Origin of the sequence: Mesorhizobium sp. BR-1-1-10 (assembly GCF_020165595.1) — a bacterium.
Lineage (GTDB): Bacteria > Pseudomonadota > Alphaproteobacteria > Rhizobiales > Rhizobiaceae > Mesorhizobium > Mesorhizobium australicum.
This window is the reverse complement of record NZ_JAIUIL010000005.1, coordinates 80,849-96,262: the sequence shown is the minus strand read 5'-3', so window position 1 is coordinate 96,262 and position 15,414 is coordinate 80,849. Positions and strand designations below refer to the sequence as shown.

Annotated in this window: 16 protein-coding genes; 3 read left to right on the top strand and 13 right to left on the bottom strand. The window is 60.4% G+C overall.

Annotated features, from left to right (window positions below):
• Positions 1-91 precede the first annotated feature (91 nt).
• Together LB555_RS11955 and LB555_RS11950 are read right to left on the bottom strand one after the other, a co-directional pair.
• Entirely contained in the window at positions 92-664 is a 573-nt protein-coding gene (locus tag LB555_RS11955; protein WP_015314181.1) for a Panacea domain-containing protein, read from the bottom strand.
• A gap of 193 nt (positions 665-857) precedes the next feature.
• Entirely contained in the window at positions 858-1,802 is a 945-nt protein-coding gene (locus LB555_RS11950; RefSeq protein WP_015314182.1) for an IS1595 family transposase, read from the bottom strand.
• Positions 1,803-1,946: 144 nt separating this feature from the next.
• Here LB555_RS11950 and LB555_RS11945 point away from each other — a divergent pair, with 144 nt between their 5' ends.
• Positions 1,947-2,189, top strand: coding sequence for a hypothetical protein (locus LB555_RS11945; protein ID WP_224682944.1), 243 nt, complete (start codon positions 1,947-1,949; stop codon positions 2,187-2,189).
• 81 nt (positions 2,190-2,270) lie between these two features.
• Positions 2,271-2,492 (top strand): hypothetical protein, encoded by a 222-nt coding sequence (locus LB555_RS11940; RefSeq protein WP_224682943.1) that lies wholly within the window; start codon positions 2,271-2,273, stop codon positions 2,490-2,492.
• Between the two features lie 108 nt (positions 2,493-2,600).
• Here LB555_RS11940 and LB555_RS11935 read toward each other — a convergent pair whose 3' ends face one another.
• From LB555_RS11935 to cueR, 5 genes are all read right to left on the bottom strand, one after another.
• Positions 2,601-3,212, bottom strand: coding sequence for a hypothetical protein (locus tag LB555_RS11935; RefSeq protein WP_224682942.1), 612 nt, complete (start codon positions 3,210-3,212; stop codon positions 2,601-2,603).
• 10 nt (positions 3,213-3,222) lie between these two features.
• Entirely contained in the window at positions 3,223-3,978 is a 756-nt protein-coding gene (locus LB555_RS11930) for a hypothetical protein (RefSeq protein ID WP_224682941.1), read from the bottom strand.
• 20 nt (positions 3,979-3,998) lie between these two features.
• Entirely contained in the window at positions 3,999-4,937 is a 939-nt protein-coding gene (locus LB555_RS11925) for an IS1595 family transposase (protein ID WP_224682940.1), read from the bottom strand.
• Between the two features lie 354 nt (positions 4,938-5,291).
• A complete protein-coding gene (locus tag LB555_RS11920) occupies positions 5,292-5,762 on the bottom strand; it encodes a nucleoside deaminase (protein WP_224682939.1) in 471 nt (156 codons plus the stop codon).
• A gap of 109 nt (positions 5,763-5,871) precedes the next feature.
• On the bottom strand, positions 5,872-6,357 hold the full coding sequence (gene cueR, locus LB555_RS11915; protein ID WP_224682938.1) for a Cu(I)-responsive transcriptional regulator: 486 nt from the start codon (positions 6,355-6,357) through the stop codon (positions 5,872-5,874).
• Between the two features lie 225 nt (positions 6,358-6,582).
• Here cueR and LB555_RS11910 point away from each other — a divergent pair, with 225 nt between their 5' ends.
• On the top strand, positions 6,583-7,200 hold the full coding sequence (locus tag LB555_RS11910) for a L,D-transpeptidase (protein ID WP_224524262.1): 618 nt from the start codon (positions 6,583-6,585) through the stop codon (positions 7,198-7,200).
• Between the two features lie 159 nt (positions 7,201-7,359).
• Here LB555_RS11910 and LB555_RS11905 read toward each other — a convergent pair whose 3' ends face one another.
• The 6 genes from LB555_RS11905 to LB555_RS11880 all read right to left on the bottom strand — a co-directional run bounded on the left by LB555_RS11905 (position 7,360) and on the right by LB555_RS11880 (position 15,380).
• Entirely contained in the window at positions 7,360-7,929 is a 570-nt protein-coding gene (locus LB555_RS11905; RefSeq protein WP_015314175.1) for a NifU family protein, read from the bottom strand.
• A gap of 278 nt (positions 7,930-8,207) precedes the next feature.
• Positions 8,208-8,699, bottom strand: coding sequence for a universal stress protein (locus LB555_RS11900; protein WP_010913128.1), 492 nt, complete (start codon positions 8,697-8,699; stop codon positions 8,208-8,210).
• 92 nt (positions 8,700-8,791) lie between these two features.
• The gene (gene trpS, locus LB555_RS11895; protein WP_015314174.1) at positions 8,792-9,859 is read right to left on the bottom strand and encodes a tryptophan--tRNA ligase; all 1,068 of its coding nucleotides are present in this window, start codon (positions 9,857-9,859) and stop codon (positions 8,792-8,794) included.
• A 172-nt stretch (positions 9,860-10,031) separates the two neighbouring features.
• Positions 10,032-11,639 (bottom strand): murein biosynthesis integral membrane protein MurJ, encoded by a 1,608-nt coding sequence (gene murJ / locus LB555_RS11890; protein WP_140614904.1) that lies wholly within the window; start codon positions 11,637-11,639, stop codon positions 10,032-10,034.
• A gap of 46 nt (positions 11,640-11,685) precedes the next feature.
• Positions 11,686-14,487 (bottom strand): [protein-PII] uridylyltransferase, encoded by a 2,802-nt coding sequence (locus LB555_RS11885; RefSeq protein WP_140821556.1) that lies wholly within the window; start codon positions 14,485-14,487, stop codon positions 11,686-11,688.
• An 89-nt stretch (positions 14,488-14,576) separates the two neighbouring features.
• Positions 14,577-15,380: a glycosyltransferase family 25 protein gene (locus tag LB555_RS11880; RefSeq protein ID WP_140875650.1), complete on the bottom strand. Its 804-nt coding sequence runs from the start codon at positions 15,378-15,380 to the stop codon at positions 14,577-14,579.
• Positions 15,381-15,414 lie beyond the last annotated feature (34 nt).

Genomic DNA, 15,414 nt, shown 5'->3' with positions numbered 1-15,414 from the left:
GAGCCATCTCAACAGCCGTGATGTCTCCGCATTTTAGCAGAGATGCTGTGTAGGCCCGTTCCTCAACGATTTCCCAGTCGTTCTCGTCCAACTAGCGCCAGCCAAATTCACCCGCTAGCTCTTTCGAACGACGTATATCGTCGTCGGTTAGCTGGTTGGTATCGAGGTATATGAAGTCGTATGGAATGGGGTCATTCAACTGAACCGCTTTCCACCGAAGGTCATGACTTCGCAGGCTGACATCCGTGGCATTGTGGCCACTCAGGTCCGCTATGATTTCATCTACGAGGGAAATCTCATCCGCAAAGAACAAGTCGGTGATCGCCTTACGCAACGCGACAGTTCGCAATTGCACAAAGCTAAAAGTCGGAACTGATTCTAAGCGGATTGCTCCCTCTTCGATCAGTTCGGCGCGAACTGGCAAGAGCGCACGAGGAGCCGGCCCGTTGGTAAGTTTTTGATAGACCATCCCAGTTAGCGGGACTCCAAAACGTTCGTAGGCGATAAAATCGGCGAAGTAGAGGATCTTGTTTAGCTTGACAGACCCAAAATCTGGATCGTCCTTCGATTTATCGGAAATGTAGATAATAAGCTCCCTAAACCGCTGGAGCCCACGCTCAACGGGATAGGAAAAGTTAAGTGATTTTTTCGAGGGCAAGTGCATAGCAGCGAATCATCTTTGTGGACATGCATTGTAACTCATTGGTCGTTGACATGCCAACATTTTTAATGTACCGGCCCGTCCGATTCGGCGTTAGCCATGCAAAATCAACTACTTGCGGCGTCTTTTGTTTTGCCACAGAGGTAATTCAAGCTGCACTGGTTTGCGATAATGCAGGTGTCGGGCGGACGTGATCTCATCGATACGTGAGGCGCTTGCCCTTGGCACCGCGCAGGGCAATGAGAGAACGAACGTTATCGTCCACGCCAAGCGCGATGCGGTTCGAATAGCGGAAGTCGAACTCTGCCAGATAGCGGTGCAGATGGTGCTCGGCACAATGCTGATAGACGCCTTTCATTCCGCGCTTGAAGATCGAATAGTAGCCTTCCACGGTGTTCGTATGGATGGTCTTTTCGCCTTCGTAGCGAACGTATTCGTCCTTGGAATGCGTGACTACATCGTGAGAAGCGAATTCCTGGCCCACGCGGCGATACATGCCAGCCTCGTCCGTCATCAACGCGCTTTCCTTGGCGATGTTGGCGCGGACAATCGGCAGGATCGTGCCAATGCGAGCGGTATCGACGTGAAACGAACGAGCGCGGCCACCACGCTCTACTAGCGTAACGACAGTGTTCTTGTGTGCGCCGCCGCCAGTCTTCACCGGAGTACCGGCAAGGCGACCGATATAGGTTTCGTCGGCCTCTACGGTCTTGCCAGCGCCGCCCATGGGCGTGAAGTCGCCAGAGCGCATGGCCTCGCGAATACGATGGCACATGAACCAAGCGGACTTGTAGGTGATTTCTAGAGCGCGGTGCAGTTGATGAGCTGAGACGCCCTTCTTGCTCGCGCACATGGCGTGCAAAGCCTGCAACCAGATGTGGAGCGGCAAATGGCTTTCCTCGAAGATCGTGCCCATGCGAACCGTGAACTTCTTGCGGCAATCGCTGCACTTGTAGAGGCCGTGGATTTCCAAGCCGTGCGGGTTCTTCTTGGAAGGCTTGGTGCGACCGCCCTTCAATGCGTAGTGCTTTTCCATGGAGCCGCAATGATGGCAAACCGGACCCTGTGGCCACAGCATACCCTCGACGTGTTCGAACGCGGCGGCTTCGTCATGGAAGTAGGGGCGGGAAAGAACGGACATTGCGGTAACTCCTTGGAATCGTTATCGCACGTCCGATTGGGTCTGTCAAATATATAATCGCCTTTAGGGGGGGCGATTATGTACTTTGCAAACATGAGCCTTGAGAGTACCCTTTGCCAGGTTTTTTAGGAGAGGGGAGAGACAATGACCGAGCATTTGCAGGGTAGAATTATCGCGCTTGAAATCTTTATGCGATCCGAGATCGTGGGACTCGCATTGAAGGAACGCGATCCGGCGGGTTATATCAAGTTCATGAAGGACGCTTTGTTGACGGACTTCCACTCATACGCGCCCAATGACCCATACAGCCAGAAAGTAATGGACGAAGCCAAGAACGCACTTGTCCATACCTTTGATCAGGCAGCGTTGCGGTTGAAGGGCGCTTGATCATCACAGTTTCACCGGGAGCTTTTCTGAAAGCTTCTAGCATCGGTATTTCTCCGTTGGTTGGTGAGAGGGGCAATGGTCATGGCTGACAAGCCACGCGAAGGCACCAAGCGCAGGAAGATGTACGAGCTACTTCACCGCGCTAGACCGCAAGGCGCGTCGTTGGAGGAACTCAACCGCGCGCTGGGGTGGAAAGCTTGGAGCTACATCAACGACACAACAGGAATCGCAAAGATGTATGGCGGCAAGCCGCACTGGAACGGCAGTGGTCCGACACGCCGGTTTTGGATCACCAAGACTTAGCGCTTGGATACGCCACGTTTTTTCGCTGGCTTTGGCTTCTTTGGGTCTGGTGGCGTATGCGCCAGCTTGCCCATAAGCGTGTCAGCCGCTGACTTCTTTTCGTCGGCCTCAATTTCCCGGGCTGTCTCCAAGAACGCTCTCGACTGTGTTGGATTCGATGCTGACGGCGGCGGGCTGAGGTTCGATTTTGCTGCCATCATGGGCCTCCGGGGTTCCATCCAGTTTGAGTTTCAGTTGCGCATCCTCTGCCGGAAGTTCGAGATCGGCCAATCCTATGACTTTGATTCCCGCACGGGTTCCTATCGCTCGAATGCCGCCATCATCGGAATAGATCGCTGACGCCTTCGTAACGAGTGCGATGGCTACAATCTGCCGATCATATTTCAGTTTAGCGTAGGTCGATACCTCGTCTCGCTTCGCAGGGCGCTTGCCACCATCGGTACCGTTTCTCGTCATCGCAGCTACTTCAATCGCGGCCCGAGCATCGAATGATTCAATCCGAAAGATCGCTTTGGCGTTAATATGCTCCACAAGCTTTTCCGCTTCGGCTGGAACGACGCGGACGAGTACCTCGCTCAGAGCAGGTGTTGGGATAATGATCTTCGTTCGGGACTTTTCCAAACTCTCAACTAGAAAATTGAGACGTTCGGTTGGCTTTTCTATCGGCGTACCATCATGTCCGCGCGGGGCGCCGACGCCCGGGCGGAGAAGCAACATCAATGTAGTTGCGTCAATGACTACCATTTGCTTGCGGAGGCCCGTGGCGGAGCGTTTCTAGTTCATCGAATGCGCCGTGTTCGAAGCGGTAAGGCAGCTCTCTAATTTCAGTGAGGGCCTCCGTTAGAGTGCCCGTCTCTAGGGCGCAAAAGCCTTCAACCTTGAAGTTTACGAGATCCCAGCGCCCTTCATCGTTGCGGTGCCAAGTCCCCATTCCAGTCAAGCGAACCGGCTCATCGAAACGACGAGCAAGTTCCTTGCCTATCTGACGATCAGTTGTGGATATACCAGCTATGATTTCGTTCTCTACCCGTAGACGAATGTGCACGGTCTCCGCGCCGCCAACCGCCACCAGAATGCCGTCAAGCGTGCCGTGCTGCTTAACCGGCGGATATTTCTCTTTCTCGTCCTTGATACCAGGGAACTCGATAATGACGCCGGTCTTTTCCTTGAGCACCGCCGCGCCGTTATCTTCGCGCAACAGCCTGTTCATAGTGCGAAAGGCTCTCAGCGCTTCCTCTGGCGCGTCCTGCTGCCTTTTCACGCGCGCAACGCGATCTCGAACCTTGGGTGCTGCCTCAGCTTCGATTTTTTGGACCATGACTGTGCTGCCACGCTCAAGGCGCGTGAAATGGACCGCCCCTTGTTCACCAAGGATGACGGCTAGCTCTGCCATGTATTCTGCCAACCGTGCCATAGGCATGGTTTCAGGCGTGTAGGCGTCGATCTTGAACCGATATTCGACGCCGGTTGGCTTGCGCGTGACCATGGTCTTTCCCTGTCCCTGCTTCAGACCGACGCCGGAGACGAGTCCCTGTATTTCAACCTTTTCCCAACAATGCCGCTCATAGCTTTTGTGGCGCGATTGACATCATCAACACCCAAAGCGATGCGATTGCTATAGCGGAAGTCGAATTCAGCGAGATAGCGGTGCAGATGGTGTTCAGCGCAATGCTGATAGACACCCTTCATGCCGCGCTTGAAGATGCTGTAGAAGCCTTCGACGGTGTTCGTGTGGATGGTCTTTGCGCCTTCGTAGCGAACGTATTCGTCCTTGGAATGCACGACCGTGTCATGAGAAGCGAACTCGCCGCTCAGATACCTATAGCCGCCCCATTCATCGGTCATCATGGCGGTCTCTTTCGCGATGTTCGCGACAACGATCGGCATGACTGTCTTCACCTTAGCGCTGTCAATATGGAAAGAGCGGGCGATGCCGCCGCGCTCGACAAGAGTAAGAACAGTGTTCTTGTGAGCGCCACCGCCGCGACGGACTTCGGTGCCGGCCAAACGACCGATGTAGGTTTCGTCGGCCTCCACAGTCTTGCCGTTGCCGCCCATCGGGCTGAAGTCAGTGGAACGCATAGCTTCACGCAAACGGTGTGCCATGAACCAAGCGGTCTTGTAGGTGACCTGCAAAGTCCGGTGCAGTTGGTGGGCGCTGATACCCTTCTTGCTGGACGCGAGAAGGTGCGCCGCCTGCCACCATTTATTCAACGGAACATGGCTGGACTCGAATACGGTTCCGACCTTCACGGTGAACTGCTTCTTGCACTCCAAGCAACGGCGAAGGCCTGTGCGAGCGGTCGCGCCAGTGACGCGAGTAATGCGCGTCTGTTCGCAGTTTCCGCACTTCGGGCAGACTGGACCTTCCGGCCAAACAATCGCTTCCAACCGCTCAAAAGCAGCGTCTTCGTTGTGGAAATGCGGTTCGGAAAGGATGCTCATTGCCGTGCCTCTAGTGTGGTTTCACACTAGCACCGACACGCCGTGTTTGTAAAGTACATAATCGCCTTTAGGGGGCGGTTATGTATTTGATAGACCTTACCCGAGGGAGTTTGCCGGCTGACCGGGGCGGCTCGGCGGTTTGGGGGGACATCAATACGGGCAAAACCGCCGAGCCTGACTGGCGGCGGCAAATTTGGGGATTTGGGAGTTCGCCGTCAGCTTTGACCAGGATATCGCAGGGTTGACGGGTTGGCGTCATTCGAACGAAGGGCGAGTCGATGTAGCAGTGGTCCGCATTGCGCCTATGTTCGGTTCGCTCTTTATGCCCTTTCGCGGGACGTGGGCCGAAGAACCCTACCGCTGCCAGAAGCGACGGTGCACCGATACAAGTTCATCCTCAATTTCGGGGAAGGGGCCGTGGACCTCGATCTTCTTCTGTCCAGAGCCGAGCACAATTCGCGCGGAAAGGCTCATCGTCGGATTTTCGGGATGGTCGCCGGTCAGCGCGAGAAGCTCGGTCTCCTCGAAGCCATAGACCAGCTGGCCGATATTCGCCCAGTAGAGCGTTCCGGTGCACATCGCGCAGGGCTCGCCGGTCGAAACCAGAGTGCATGTCCAGAGAAACTCCGGCGGATAGGCTGCCGCCGCGCGCCGAGCAAGTTCGGTCTCGGTGTGATGCATGGTGTCGATATTGCCTTGGCGCATGAGGATTGCGTCGTCGGGGCCGACCAGCACCGCGCCGAACGGATGGTGGCCGTGCGCGGCAGCCTCGCGGGCGACCGCATCGGCGGCGCGAAGGTGGGCGAGCATCTGGTCGCGAGTCATGCGCTCTCTCCGGTCATTGGGGTCGCCGGCCGGCGACCAGCGGCAGTGCTTTTACCCTACGCTCATATCAGAGCGTGCAATATACCACACGAACCAACGCTGGCGGCTTTCACGAACGCGTGGCAAGGCGGCTAACGCCGCCTTCGCCCAGGCCACCGTCTTCAACAGGTGGTCTATCGCTCCCGCGGTTGGGTTTGCCGCCGGCCAACGCCGCCCCCGCCATGTCATCCAGAATCGGGCAGTCCGGCCGCTCGTCGCCATGGCAGGCGTGAACGAGCTTCTGCAGCGTCGAGCGCATCGATTGCAGCTCGCGCACCTTCTCCTCGATGGCGGTGACGTGGGCGGCGGCGATTGCGCGCACGTCGTGGCTGGCGCGACCGCGATCCTTGTAGAGCGCCATCAGCTGGCGACAATCGTCTATCGAAAAGCCGAGATTGCGCGCGCGGCGCAGGAAGGCCAGCCGGTGGATATCGTCACTCGTATAATCGCGATAGCCATTGGCGGCGCGCGCGGGCGCGATCAGGCCGATCTCCTCATAGTAGCGGATGGTCTTGGCCGGCAGGCCTGAGCGGTGAGCGGCGTCGCCGACATTCATGACGGATCCTCGAGTTTCGCGGGCCTGCGATTCAGGCCCATTGAATTTCCTTCACAATCCGGTGAAGTATGTTGCCGAAATGCCATAGTGATACGCATACCAGCACGTAAGTCCCCGCATATAGGCATCGTGTGCTTGGCAAGCAAAGCAAATGCCAGCATGAATGATGGCGAGAAAGCGGCCGACTCGTGCCGCTCTAGTTTGGGCGGGGCACCGGATCACCACATGCGCATGAAGTCGCTTGCAATAATCGCCGCATTAGCGCTGTCCACTGCTATTGCCGGTTGCAGCACCATCGGCGGGCAGATGTTCTCCAACGACTATGGCGCGGTGACCGATGCCGGTTACCAGCTGCCACGTATCCCGATCGAGAAGGTGCCCTCGAAGTACCATCGCCAGGAAGTGAGTTACGACTCCAAGGAAAAGCCCGGCACCATCATCGTCGATACGCAGAACAAGTTCCTGTACTTCATCGAGGGCGATGGCCGGGCAATCCGCTACGGTATCGGCGTCGGCCGCGAGGGCTTCGAATGGCACGGCACCGCCCATATTGCCATCAAGCGCGAATGGCCGACCTGGACGCCGCCTTCGCAGATGATCAAGCGCCAGCCCGAACTCGCCAAGTTCGCCGGCGGCATGGATCCGGGCCTGAAGAACCCGCTCGGCGCGCGCGCCATGTACCTGTTCAACAAGGGCGGTGACATGGGCTACCGCCTGCACGGCAGCCCGGAATGGAACTCGATCGGCAAGGCCATGTCGTCGGGCTGCATCCGGCTGATGAACCAGGACGTCATCGACCTCTACAATCGCGCCGAGGTCGGCGCCAAGGTCATCGTTCTTTAGACCATGATCCCGGAAAGCCTGTCCGCTTTTCCGGCATATCGTGGTTAAACTGGAAGTCGCCTTTCATACGCGGACCGTCTAGGCAACAACGGACGTCCCAAACAGAAAACCGGGCAATTCGGCCCGGTTTTTTGTTGTCCGTGGGTGGGAAATTGCCGTCTAAGAGACCTGCTCGACCTGCTGCACTTCCGGCACGAAATGGCGAAGCAGGTTCTGGATGCCGTGCTTCAGCGTCGCCGTCGAAGACGGGCAACCGGCGCAGGCGCCTTTCATGTGCAGGAACACGGTGCCGTTCTCGAAGCCCCGGAAGGTGATGTCGCCGCCGTCCTGCGCCACCGCCGGGCGCACCCGCGTGTCGAGCAGCTCCTTGATGGTGATGACGAGTTCCTCGTCGGCCTTGTCATAGAATTCACCGGTCTGGCTGGTCTCGGCGGCGGGGCCGGCCTTGGCCATGACAGGCGCACCGGACATGAAATGCTCCATGATCGCACCGAGGATCGCCGGCTTCAGGTGCTGCCAGTCCGGGCCGTCCTTGGACACGGTGATGAAATCGTAGCCGAAGAACACGCCGGTGACGCCTGGAATTTCGAACAGCCGCCCAGCCAGCGGCGAGGCAATGGCCGCACTGTCGGCATCGCGGAAATCGGCGGTGCCTTCTAGGAGCACTTCCTTGCCGGGCAGGAATTTCAGCGTCGCCGGATTGGGCGTCGACTCGGTCTGGATGAACATGGCCGTCTCCATGCCCGTTTTGGGCAACTAGTTTGGAATAGTTCTAAATAGGCTCTATCGGCGGGACATTCAAGCGAAACGCATCGCCGGAACGGCTGGCTGGCGGAATGTTTTTGCGACTCATGCCAAGCACTGTGAAGTGTGTCGAGATTCGGGTCAGGCCGAGTCGAAAATGATGGTTTCCGAGAACCGGAGCGGAGCGTACTTGAAGCACGTGAGCACCGGAAGCGCAGGAAGCCGCCATTTGCAGGCCGGCATCACCCGAATGTCGATACACTTCAGGCGAGGCTGTCGATCTCCTCATCGGACAAATTCTGCGGCACCACGGTCACCGGGATCGGAAAGGCAGCACCTTTGCCTGCCACGGCACCGACCAGCGGTCCCGGACCTTCCTTGCCGGCGCCGGCTGCCAGCACGAGGATGGCGATGTCCTGGTCTTCCTCGATCAGCTTGTGGATCTCTTCCGTCGGTTTGCCCTCACGCACCACCATCTCCGGTTCGATGCCGAGCTTCTGCCGCACCTTGTTGGCGTAGCCGTCCAGCGCCGCGCGCGCCGTGGCGTTCGCCTCCTCGCGCATGATCTTCTCGACCCCCAGCCAGTGCTGGAAGTCGTCCGGTACGATGACATAGAGCAGCACCAGCGTGCCGCTGGTGCTCTGCGCCCGCTTCGAGGCGTAGGCGACGGCGCGCTCGCATTCCGGCGTGTCGTCGATGATCGTCAGGAATTTCCTGCGGTGACCGGCTTCGCGGCTGAGGCGTTTGGAGACCATGTCTATCTACTCGGTGTCTTTTCGGCCGCAATCTGCCACCGCCGCTGACCGGCGGCAAGCCGCCGGCCTTGTGCCAGTGTTGTGCGCCGCGATCAGCCCTGCAGCAGCCCGATAATGTCGCGCACCGTCTTCATCGTCGTTTCGGCGAGCACGCCGGCGCGTTCGCCGCCATCCCGCAGCACGGCGTCGACATAGGCGCGGTCGCCCTGGATGCGGCGCATCTCGGTGGCGATCGGCGCCAGCCTCTCCACCGCGAGATCGGCCAGCGCCGGCTTGAACACAGAGAACTGCTGGCCGCCGAATTCCTTAAGCACATCGGCCTTCGACATCTCGGCGAGACCGGCATAGATGCCGACCAGGTTCTCCGCCTCGGGCCGGCTTTCCAGCCCGTCGACCTCACTCGGCAAGGCCTCCGGGTCGGTCTTGGCCTTGCGGATCTTCTTCGAGATGGCGTCGGCATCGTCGGTCAGGTTGATGCGCGACAGGTCCGACGGGTCCGACTTCGACATCTTCTTAGAGCCGTCACGCAGCGACATGATGCGCGCTGCCGGCCCGCCGATGACCGGCTCGGTCAGCGGGAAATAGCCGTTCACCGTCTCCTCGCCTATCCTCATCTCGACGCCGACGCCAAGACCGGCGATGCGGTCGGAGAAATCGTTGTTGAATTTCTGCGCGATGTCGCGTGTCAGTTCCAGGTGCTGCTTCTGGTCCTCGCCCACCGGCACATGGGTGGCGCGATAAAGCAGGATGTCGGCCGCCATCAGCGAGGGATAGGCAAGCAGGCCCAGCGAGGCGTTCTCGCGGTCCTTGCCGGCCTTGTCCTTGAACTGCGTCATCTTGTTCATCCAGCCTATGCGCGCCACGCAATTGAAGATCCAGGCGAGCTCCGCGTGCTGCATCACCCGCGACTGGTTGAAGACGATGTGCTTCTTCGGGTCGATGCCGGAGGCGAGGAACGCCGCGGTGATCGACCGCGTCTGGTCGGCAAGGTCGTCATGGACAAGCTGGGCGGTCAGCGAATGCAGGTCGACGACGCAATAGATGCAGTCGGACGTATCCTGCAGGGCGACGAATTTCTTGATGGCGCCGAGATAGTTGCCGAGATGCAGATTGCCGGTCGGCTGAACACCGGAGAAGACGAGTGGCTTGAAGGCGGACATGGTTTTCCTCATGGCTTGTGGAGGGCCGTATAAGCGTGATTCCGAAAAGTTGCGGACTTTTCGGAGCCAATCGTGCGGCTGGAAACCGCGCGCGGCGAAAGTCTGCGACGGCGCGCTTATGGACGAGAGCGCGGGCGGGATCAAGACCGGCCAGGCGGGATGCTCGGCCGATCTATTCGTCGAGTTCTGATTTTGCCACGGACGGGCCGGCTTCTGTCCTCCGGCGCCCCACATTGCGCCGGATCATGCCGAAATCGGCGCCGCCGGTGGCGAAAGCGGTGACGAAATAGAGCAGCGCCCCTCCGGCCACCAATGCCAGCACTGTCGTCGCCTTGACGACCAGCGGCGAGCCGGGGCCGATCCTTGTGGCCAACAAATGTTCGGCGAAATAGAGGGCGACACCCATGACCACCGCCGACAGCACCAGCCGTGGGATGCGCCTCAACAGCGGGACGTCGCGGCCCCAATGGCCGCGCCGGATCAGCACGGCAAGCAGCATCAGCGCGTTGACCCAGCCGGCGACGGCGGAGGCCACGGCGATGCCGGGTGCACCCATCCTCGGGAACAGCGTCAGCGCGGTGGCGACGTTCACCGCCACGGAGATTGCGGCGAAGATCATCGGCGTGCGCGTATCCTCGCGGGCGAAATAGCCTGGGGTGAAGGCCTTGATCAGCACGAAGGCCGGCAGGCCGAGACCGAAGATCGCCAGGATCGCCGCCACGACAGGTGTCGAATGGTTGGCGGCGAACGCGCCGCGCTCATAGACCAGCCGCACGATCGGCTCCGCCATTACCCAGAGCGCCGCCGCCGCCGGCAAGGTCATGAACAGGGTGAATTCGACGGAGCGGTTCTGCAGATTGGCTGCCTCGATCAGATTGCCTGACTTCAGCGCCCGCGACAGTTCGGGCAACAGCACGATCGCCACCGCGACGCCGACGACACCGAGCGGCAACTGGTAGACGCGGTCGGCATAAGCCAGCGAGGACACGGCACTGTCCTGCGCCGAGGCGATGGCCGTTCCGATCAGCTGGTTGATCTGGGTGATGCCACCGGTGATCGCCGCCGGCAGCGCCAGGATCAGGAGCCGCTTCACGTTCGGCGTCATCCGAGGCCGGCGGAAGCCGATCGAGATGCCCGCATTGCGCACCGCCACCCAGACGATGGCGAGTTGCACGACGCCGGCCGCCAGCACGCCCCAGGACAGGCCGAAGCCGACAGCGTGTGCATCCAGTCCGTGGTACCAGGCATAGCCAAGCACGCTGATGAGGATGATGTTGAGGAACGCCGGCGCGATTGCCGCGGCGAAATAGCGCCGCAAGGAGTTCAGCATGCCCGCCATCATGGCGGCGAGCGACATGCAGATCAGATAAGGGAACATAATCGTCGCAAGCGTGACGGTCGTCTCGAACTTGCCCGGCGTGTCGGCAAAGCCCGGCGCCACCAGGTAGCGCACTATCAGCGGCATCGCCAGTTCCATAGCGATGGTCAGCGCCAGGAGCGCGGTGAACAGCACCCCGAACACCTCTTCGGAAAAACGCTTGGCACCATCGGTGCCGTGCGTCTCGATCTCCTTGGCGAACAGCGGCACGAAGGCGGCATTGAACGCGCCCTCGGCGAACAGCCGGCGAAAGGTGTTGGGGAACTGGAAGGCGGCATTGAAGGCGTCCGCGACCGGTCCGGTGCCGAGTGCGGCCGCCATCAGCATCTCGCGGCCGAAACCGAGCGCACGGCTCATCAGAGTGCCGGACGCGACGGTAGCGAATTTCTTGACGAGACTCATGCGTTCGCAAACTGCTTGTGGGATCGGAAGACGGGGATGATTGCCGTCACTCGGCGGCTGCCTTGGCCTTGCCGCCGCGTTCGAGCGCTACACCCTCAAGCGTCGCAATCAGCCGGTTGCGAATGGTGGCGATGCGGGCCGGGTTGTCGATCTTCTGGCCGGTCAGGTCGGTGACATAGAAAGTGTCGATGACCTTCTCGCCGAAGGTGGTGATATGCGCCGATGCGATGTCGAGCGACAGGTCGGACAGTGTTCCGGTGATTTCCGACAGCAGGCCGGGGCGGTCGAGCCCCTCGACCTCGATCACCGAAAACCGGTTCGATAGCGCGTTGCGGATTTCGGCGCGTGGCGGGATCTTGAAGACCTTGGATCCGCGCCTTGGCTTGGTGCGTTTCTCGATCATCTCCGGCAGCCAGCTCTTGCCCGACAGCACGTCCTCGATCAGCCGGCCGACACGCTCGGCCCGCCGGCGTTCGTCCTCGTCGCGGTCGAATTCCCTCGAGATCAGGATCGTGTCCAGCGCGCGGCCGTCCGACGTGGTGAAGATCTGCGCGTCGACGATGTTGCCGCCGGCGCCGGCGCATGCCCCGGCGATGACCGAGAGAAGACGGGGGTGGTCCTGCGCCAGCACGGTGATTTCGGTCACCGCCTCGAATTGGTGGGTCTTGACCATGGTGGCGAGCTTGTTGCCCGCCGCGTCCGCCTCGCGGATGAATTCGGCGTGGCGAAGCTGGTCCGGCAGGTCCACGGTCAGGAGGTAGTTTTCATAATGCAGCCCGACATAGCGCTTGCGCGCCTTGTCGGGCCAGTCGGCGAGCGCCTCGGCCAGGCGTTCGCGCGCCGCCGCCGTGCGTTGGGCGCGCGAGACTTCCGAAAAGCCGCCGGTCAGCAGCAGTTCGGTCTCATAGTAGAGCGTACGCAGCAACTGGCCCTTCCAGCCGTTCCACACGCCCGGTCCGACGCCCCTGATGTCGCAAACGGTGAGGATCAACAGCATCTTCAACCGCTCGACCGATTGCACGATCGAGGCGAAGTCCTCGATCGTCTTGCGGTCGTTGAGGTCGCGGGTCTGCGCCGTCATAGACATGACGAGGTGGTTCTCGACCAGCCAGGCGACAGTTTCCGTATCGGCCGGCGAAAGCCCCATATGCGGGCAGATCCGCCTTGCGATCCTGGCGCCAGCCTCGGAATGGTCCTCTGGTCTGCCCTTGGCGATGTCGTGCAGCAGGACGGCGACATAGAGCGCCTCGCGGCTTTTCTTCAGCCCGGGCATCAGCGCATGCGACAGCGGATGCACCTTCTCGCCGTCGCCGCGCTCGATCTCGGCCAGCACGCCGATGCAGCGGATCAGGTGCTCGTCGACCGTGTAGTGGTGGTACATCGAGAACTGCATCATGGCGACGATCTTGCCGAAATCCGGGATCAGCCGGCCCAGCAATCCCGCCTCGTTCATCCGCCGCAGGTTGAGCTCGGCGTTGCGGTCCGAGGTCAATATGTCGAGGAACAGCCGGTTGGCTTCCTCGTCGCGCCTGAGCGACTTGTTGACCAGGCCGAGCGAACGGGTGAGCAGTTTCAGCGCATCGGGATGGAATTCCAGCCCGTGCTTGTCGGCAAACCAGAACAGCCTGAGAAGATTGACCGGGTCGCGCTCGAAGACGCCGTCGTCGGCGATGTTGATGCGATGGTTGTCGACGATGAAGTCCGACGTGCCGGCAAGCTTGCGCTTGCGGCGCTGGAAGGTGAGGAAGATGCGGTTGAAGCCGGGAACATGCTTGGCCTGCTCCTCCTCCAGCGCGGCGCAGAAGATGCGGGTCAGGTCGCCGACATCCTTGGCGACGAGGAAATAGTGCTTCATGAAGCGTTCGACCGCCGACAGGCCGGGATGGGTCGTATAGCCGAGCCGTTCGGCGATCTCGCGCTGAATGTCGAAATGCAGCCGCTCCTCGGCCTTGCCGGTGAGGAAGTGCATGTGGCAGCGCACCGCCCACAGGAAATCCTCGGCCTTCTGGAACTCGCGGTACTCGGCTTCGGTGAAGACGCCTTTTTCGACCAGTTCCTCGCCGGTGCGCACCCGGTAAAAATACTTGCCGATCCAGAACAGCGTCTGCAGGTCGCGCAGGCCGCCCTTGCCGTCCTTGACGTTGGGCTCGACCAGATAGCGGCTTTCGCCGGCCTTGGCATGGCGCTCGTCGCGTTCGGCAAGCTTGGCCTGCACATATTCCGGGCCGGTCGTGCGCACCACCTCATGGTCGAAGCGCAGCATCAACTCGTCATAGAGCTTGCGTTCGCCCCACAGGAAACGGGCTTCCAGGATCGAGGTGCGGATGGTGATGTCGGTGCGCGACAGCCTGAGGCACTCATCGATGTTGCGGGTGGCATGGCCGACCTTCAGCCCCATGTCCCACAGCATGTAGAGCATATATTCGACCGTCTGTTCGCCCCACGGCGTCTGCTTGTAAGGCAGCAGGAACAGAAGGTCGATGTCGGATCCCGGCGCCAGCGTGCCGCGGCCATAGCCGCCGACCGCAACGACCGCCATGCGTTCGGCCGAGGATCGGTTCTTCACCCGGTAGACATGGGTTGCGGCAAAATCGTAGAGCGAGCGGATCAGCTCGTCCATCAGGTGCGACAGCCGTTCGGCGCAGGCATTGCCGCCGCCATCTTGCCTCAGCATGGCCTCGGCTGTCTTGCGGCCCTCGGCGAGACGCCCCTTGAGAAGCTGAAGGACGGCCGTGCGGATGGCCTTGCTGGAACCGTCGCCGGCGCTGGCCGTGGTCAGCGCGGTCATCTCGCGGCGCAAGGCTTCGCCGTCGATCAGTTCATCGAGCTTCAGGGAGATTTTTGCCATAGATACCGGTCGGCCTTGCCTTTTGGGCGGCGTCTATAGCGTGTTTTCGCGGCGCTGGGTATGGGCCTGCTGTCAATCCCGCAAACGCTCTAGTCGTTTGCCTCGACTGGAGCGAGCGGGACGACAATCTGCCGCCGTAGCCTGCACAGATCGGTGATCTGCCGCGCTGCCCGGCTGGCCTCCCTGCGGATACGCGCGAGTGCCCGTATCCTGTGTCCATTGGCGAGCCCGCTTGCGACCCACTCGGCCTCCCTACCCTGTTCGAGCAGGCTCGGCAACCTGTTGCCCACGAACTGGTCCTGCGCACAGAGCGCCGGAACAAGCTGGTAGATCGTCTTGCCGGTCGAGATCGCGAATGTGGGATCGAAGATGAGATTGTCCACCGCCACATTGACATCGGCGGTTGTCTCGAGAAGGGCGCGTGCCGTCTGCCGGGAGAGCAGGTATCCGCCCGTCCCTATATGGTTCTTGCGGAGCCTGAACAGGGAAAACCCGCCGCCGACGGGAAACCTCTCCCGCTGGATCACGGTTGTGTGGAAGAATGTCTCGAGCTTGACGACATCTGCGTCGGCGGGGATCCAGCTCGCATCGGCAAGCAGCCTATCGGCTTTCGCGGAAAACACCATGTCGTCCTCGAAGACGGCGCCGTACGGCGCGTCGTCTTGCGCGATGATGGCCCAGCAGGCGCGATGGCTGTGCAAGCATGCGATCTCGCTGCCGGACAGACGTCGCACCGCATATCGTGCATGCTGGCGCTGCAGCGCGAGGTCTGGCCGGTCCCTTGCATCGATTGCGGCAACCCGCTCGAATCCGAGGCCGATGCGCGCAAACTCCGCCGTCATATGGGCAAGCCGGTCGGGGGATCTATCGAGGTTGATGACCAGACACTTCATTTCTTCAACAAAACTTTTTTCTTATGGCGCTCTA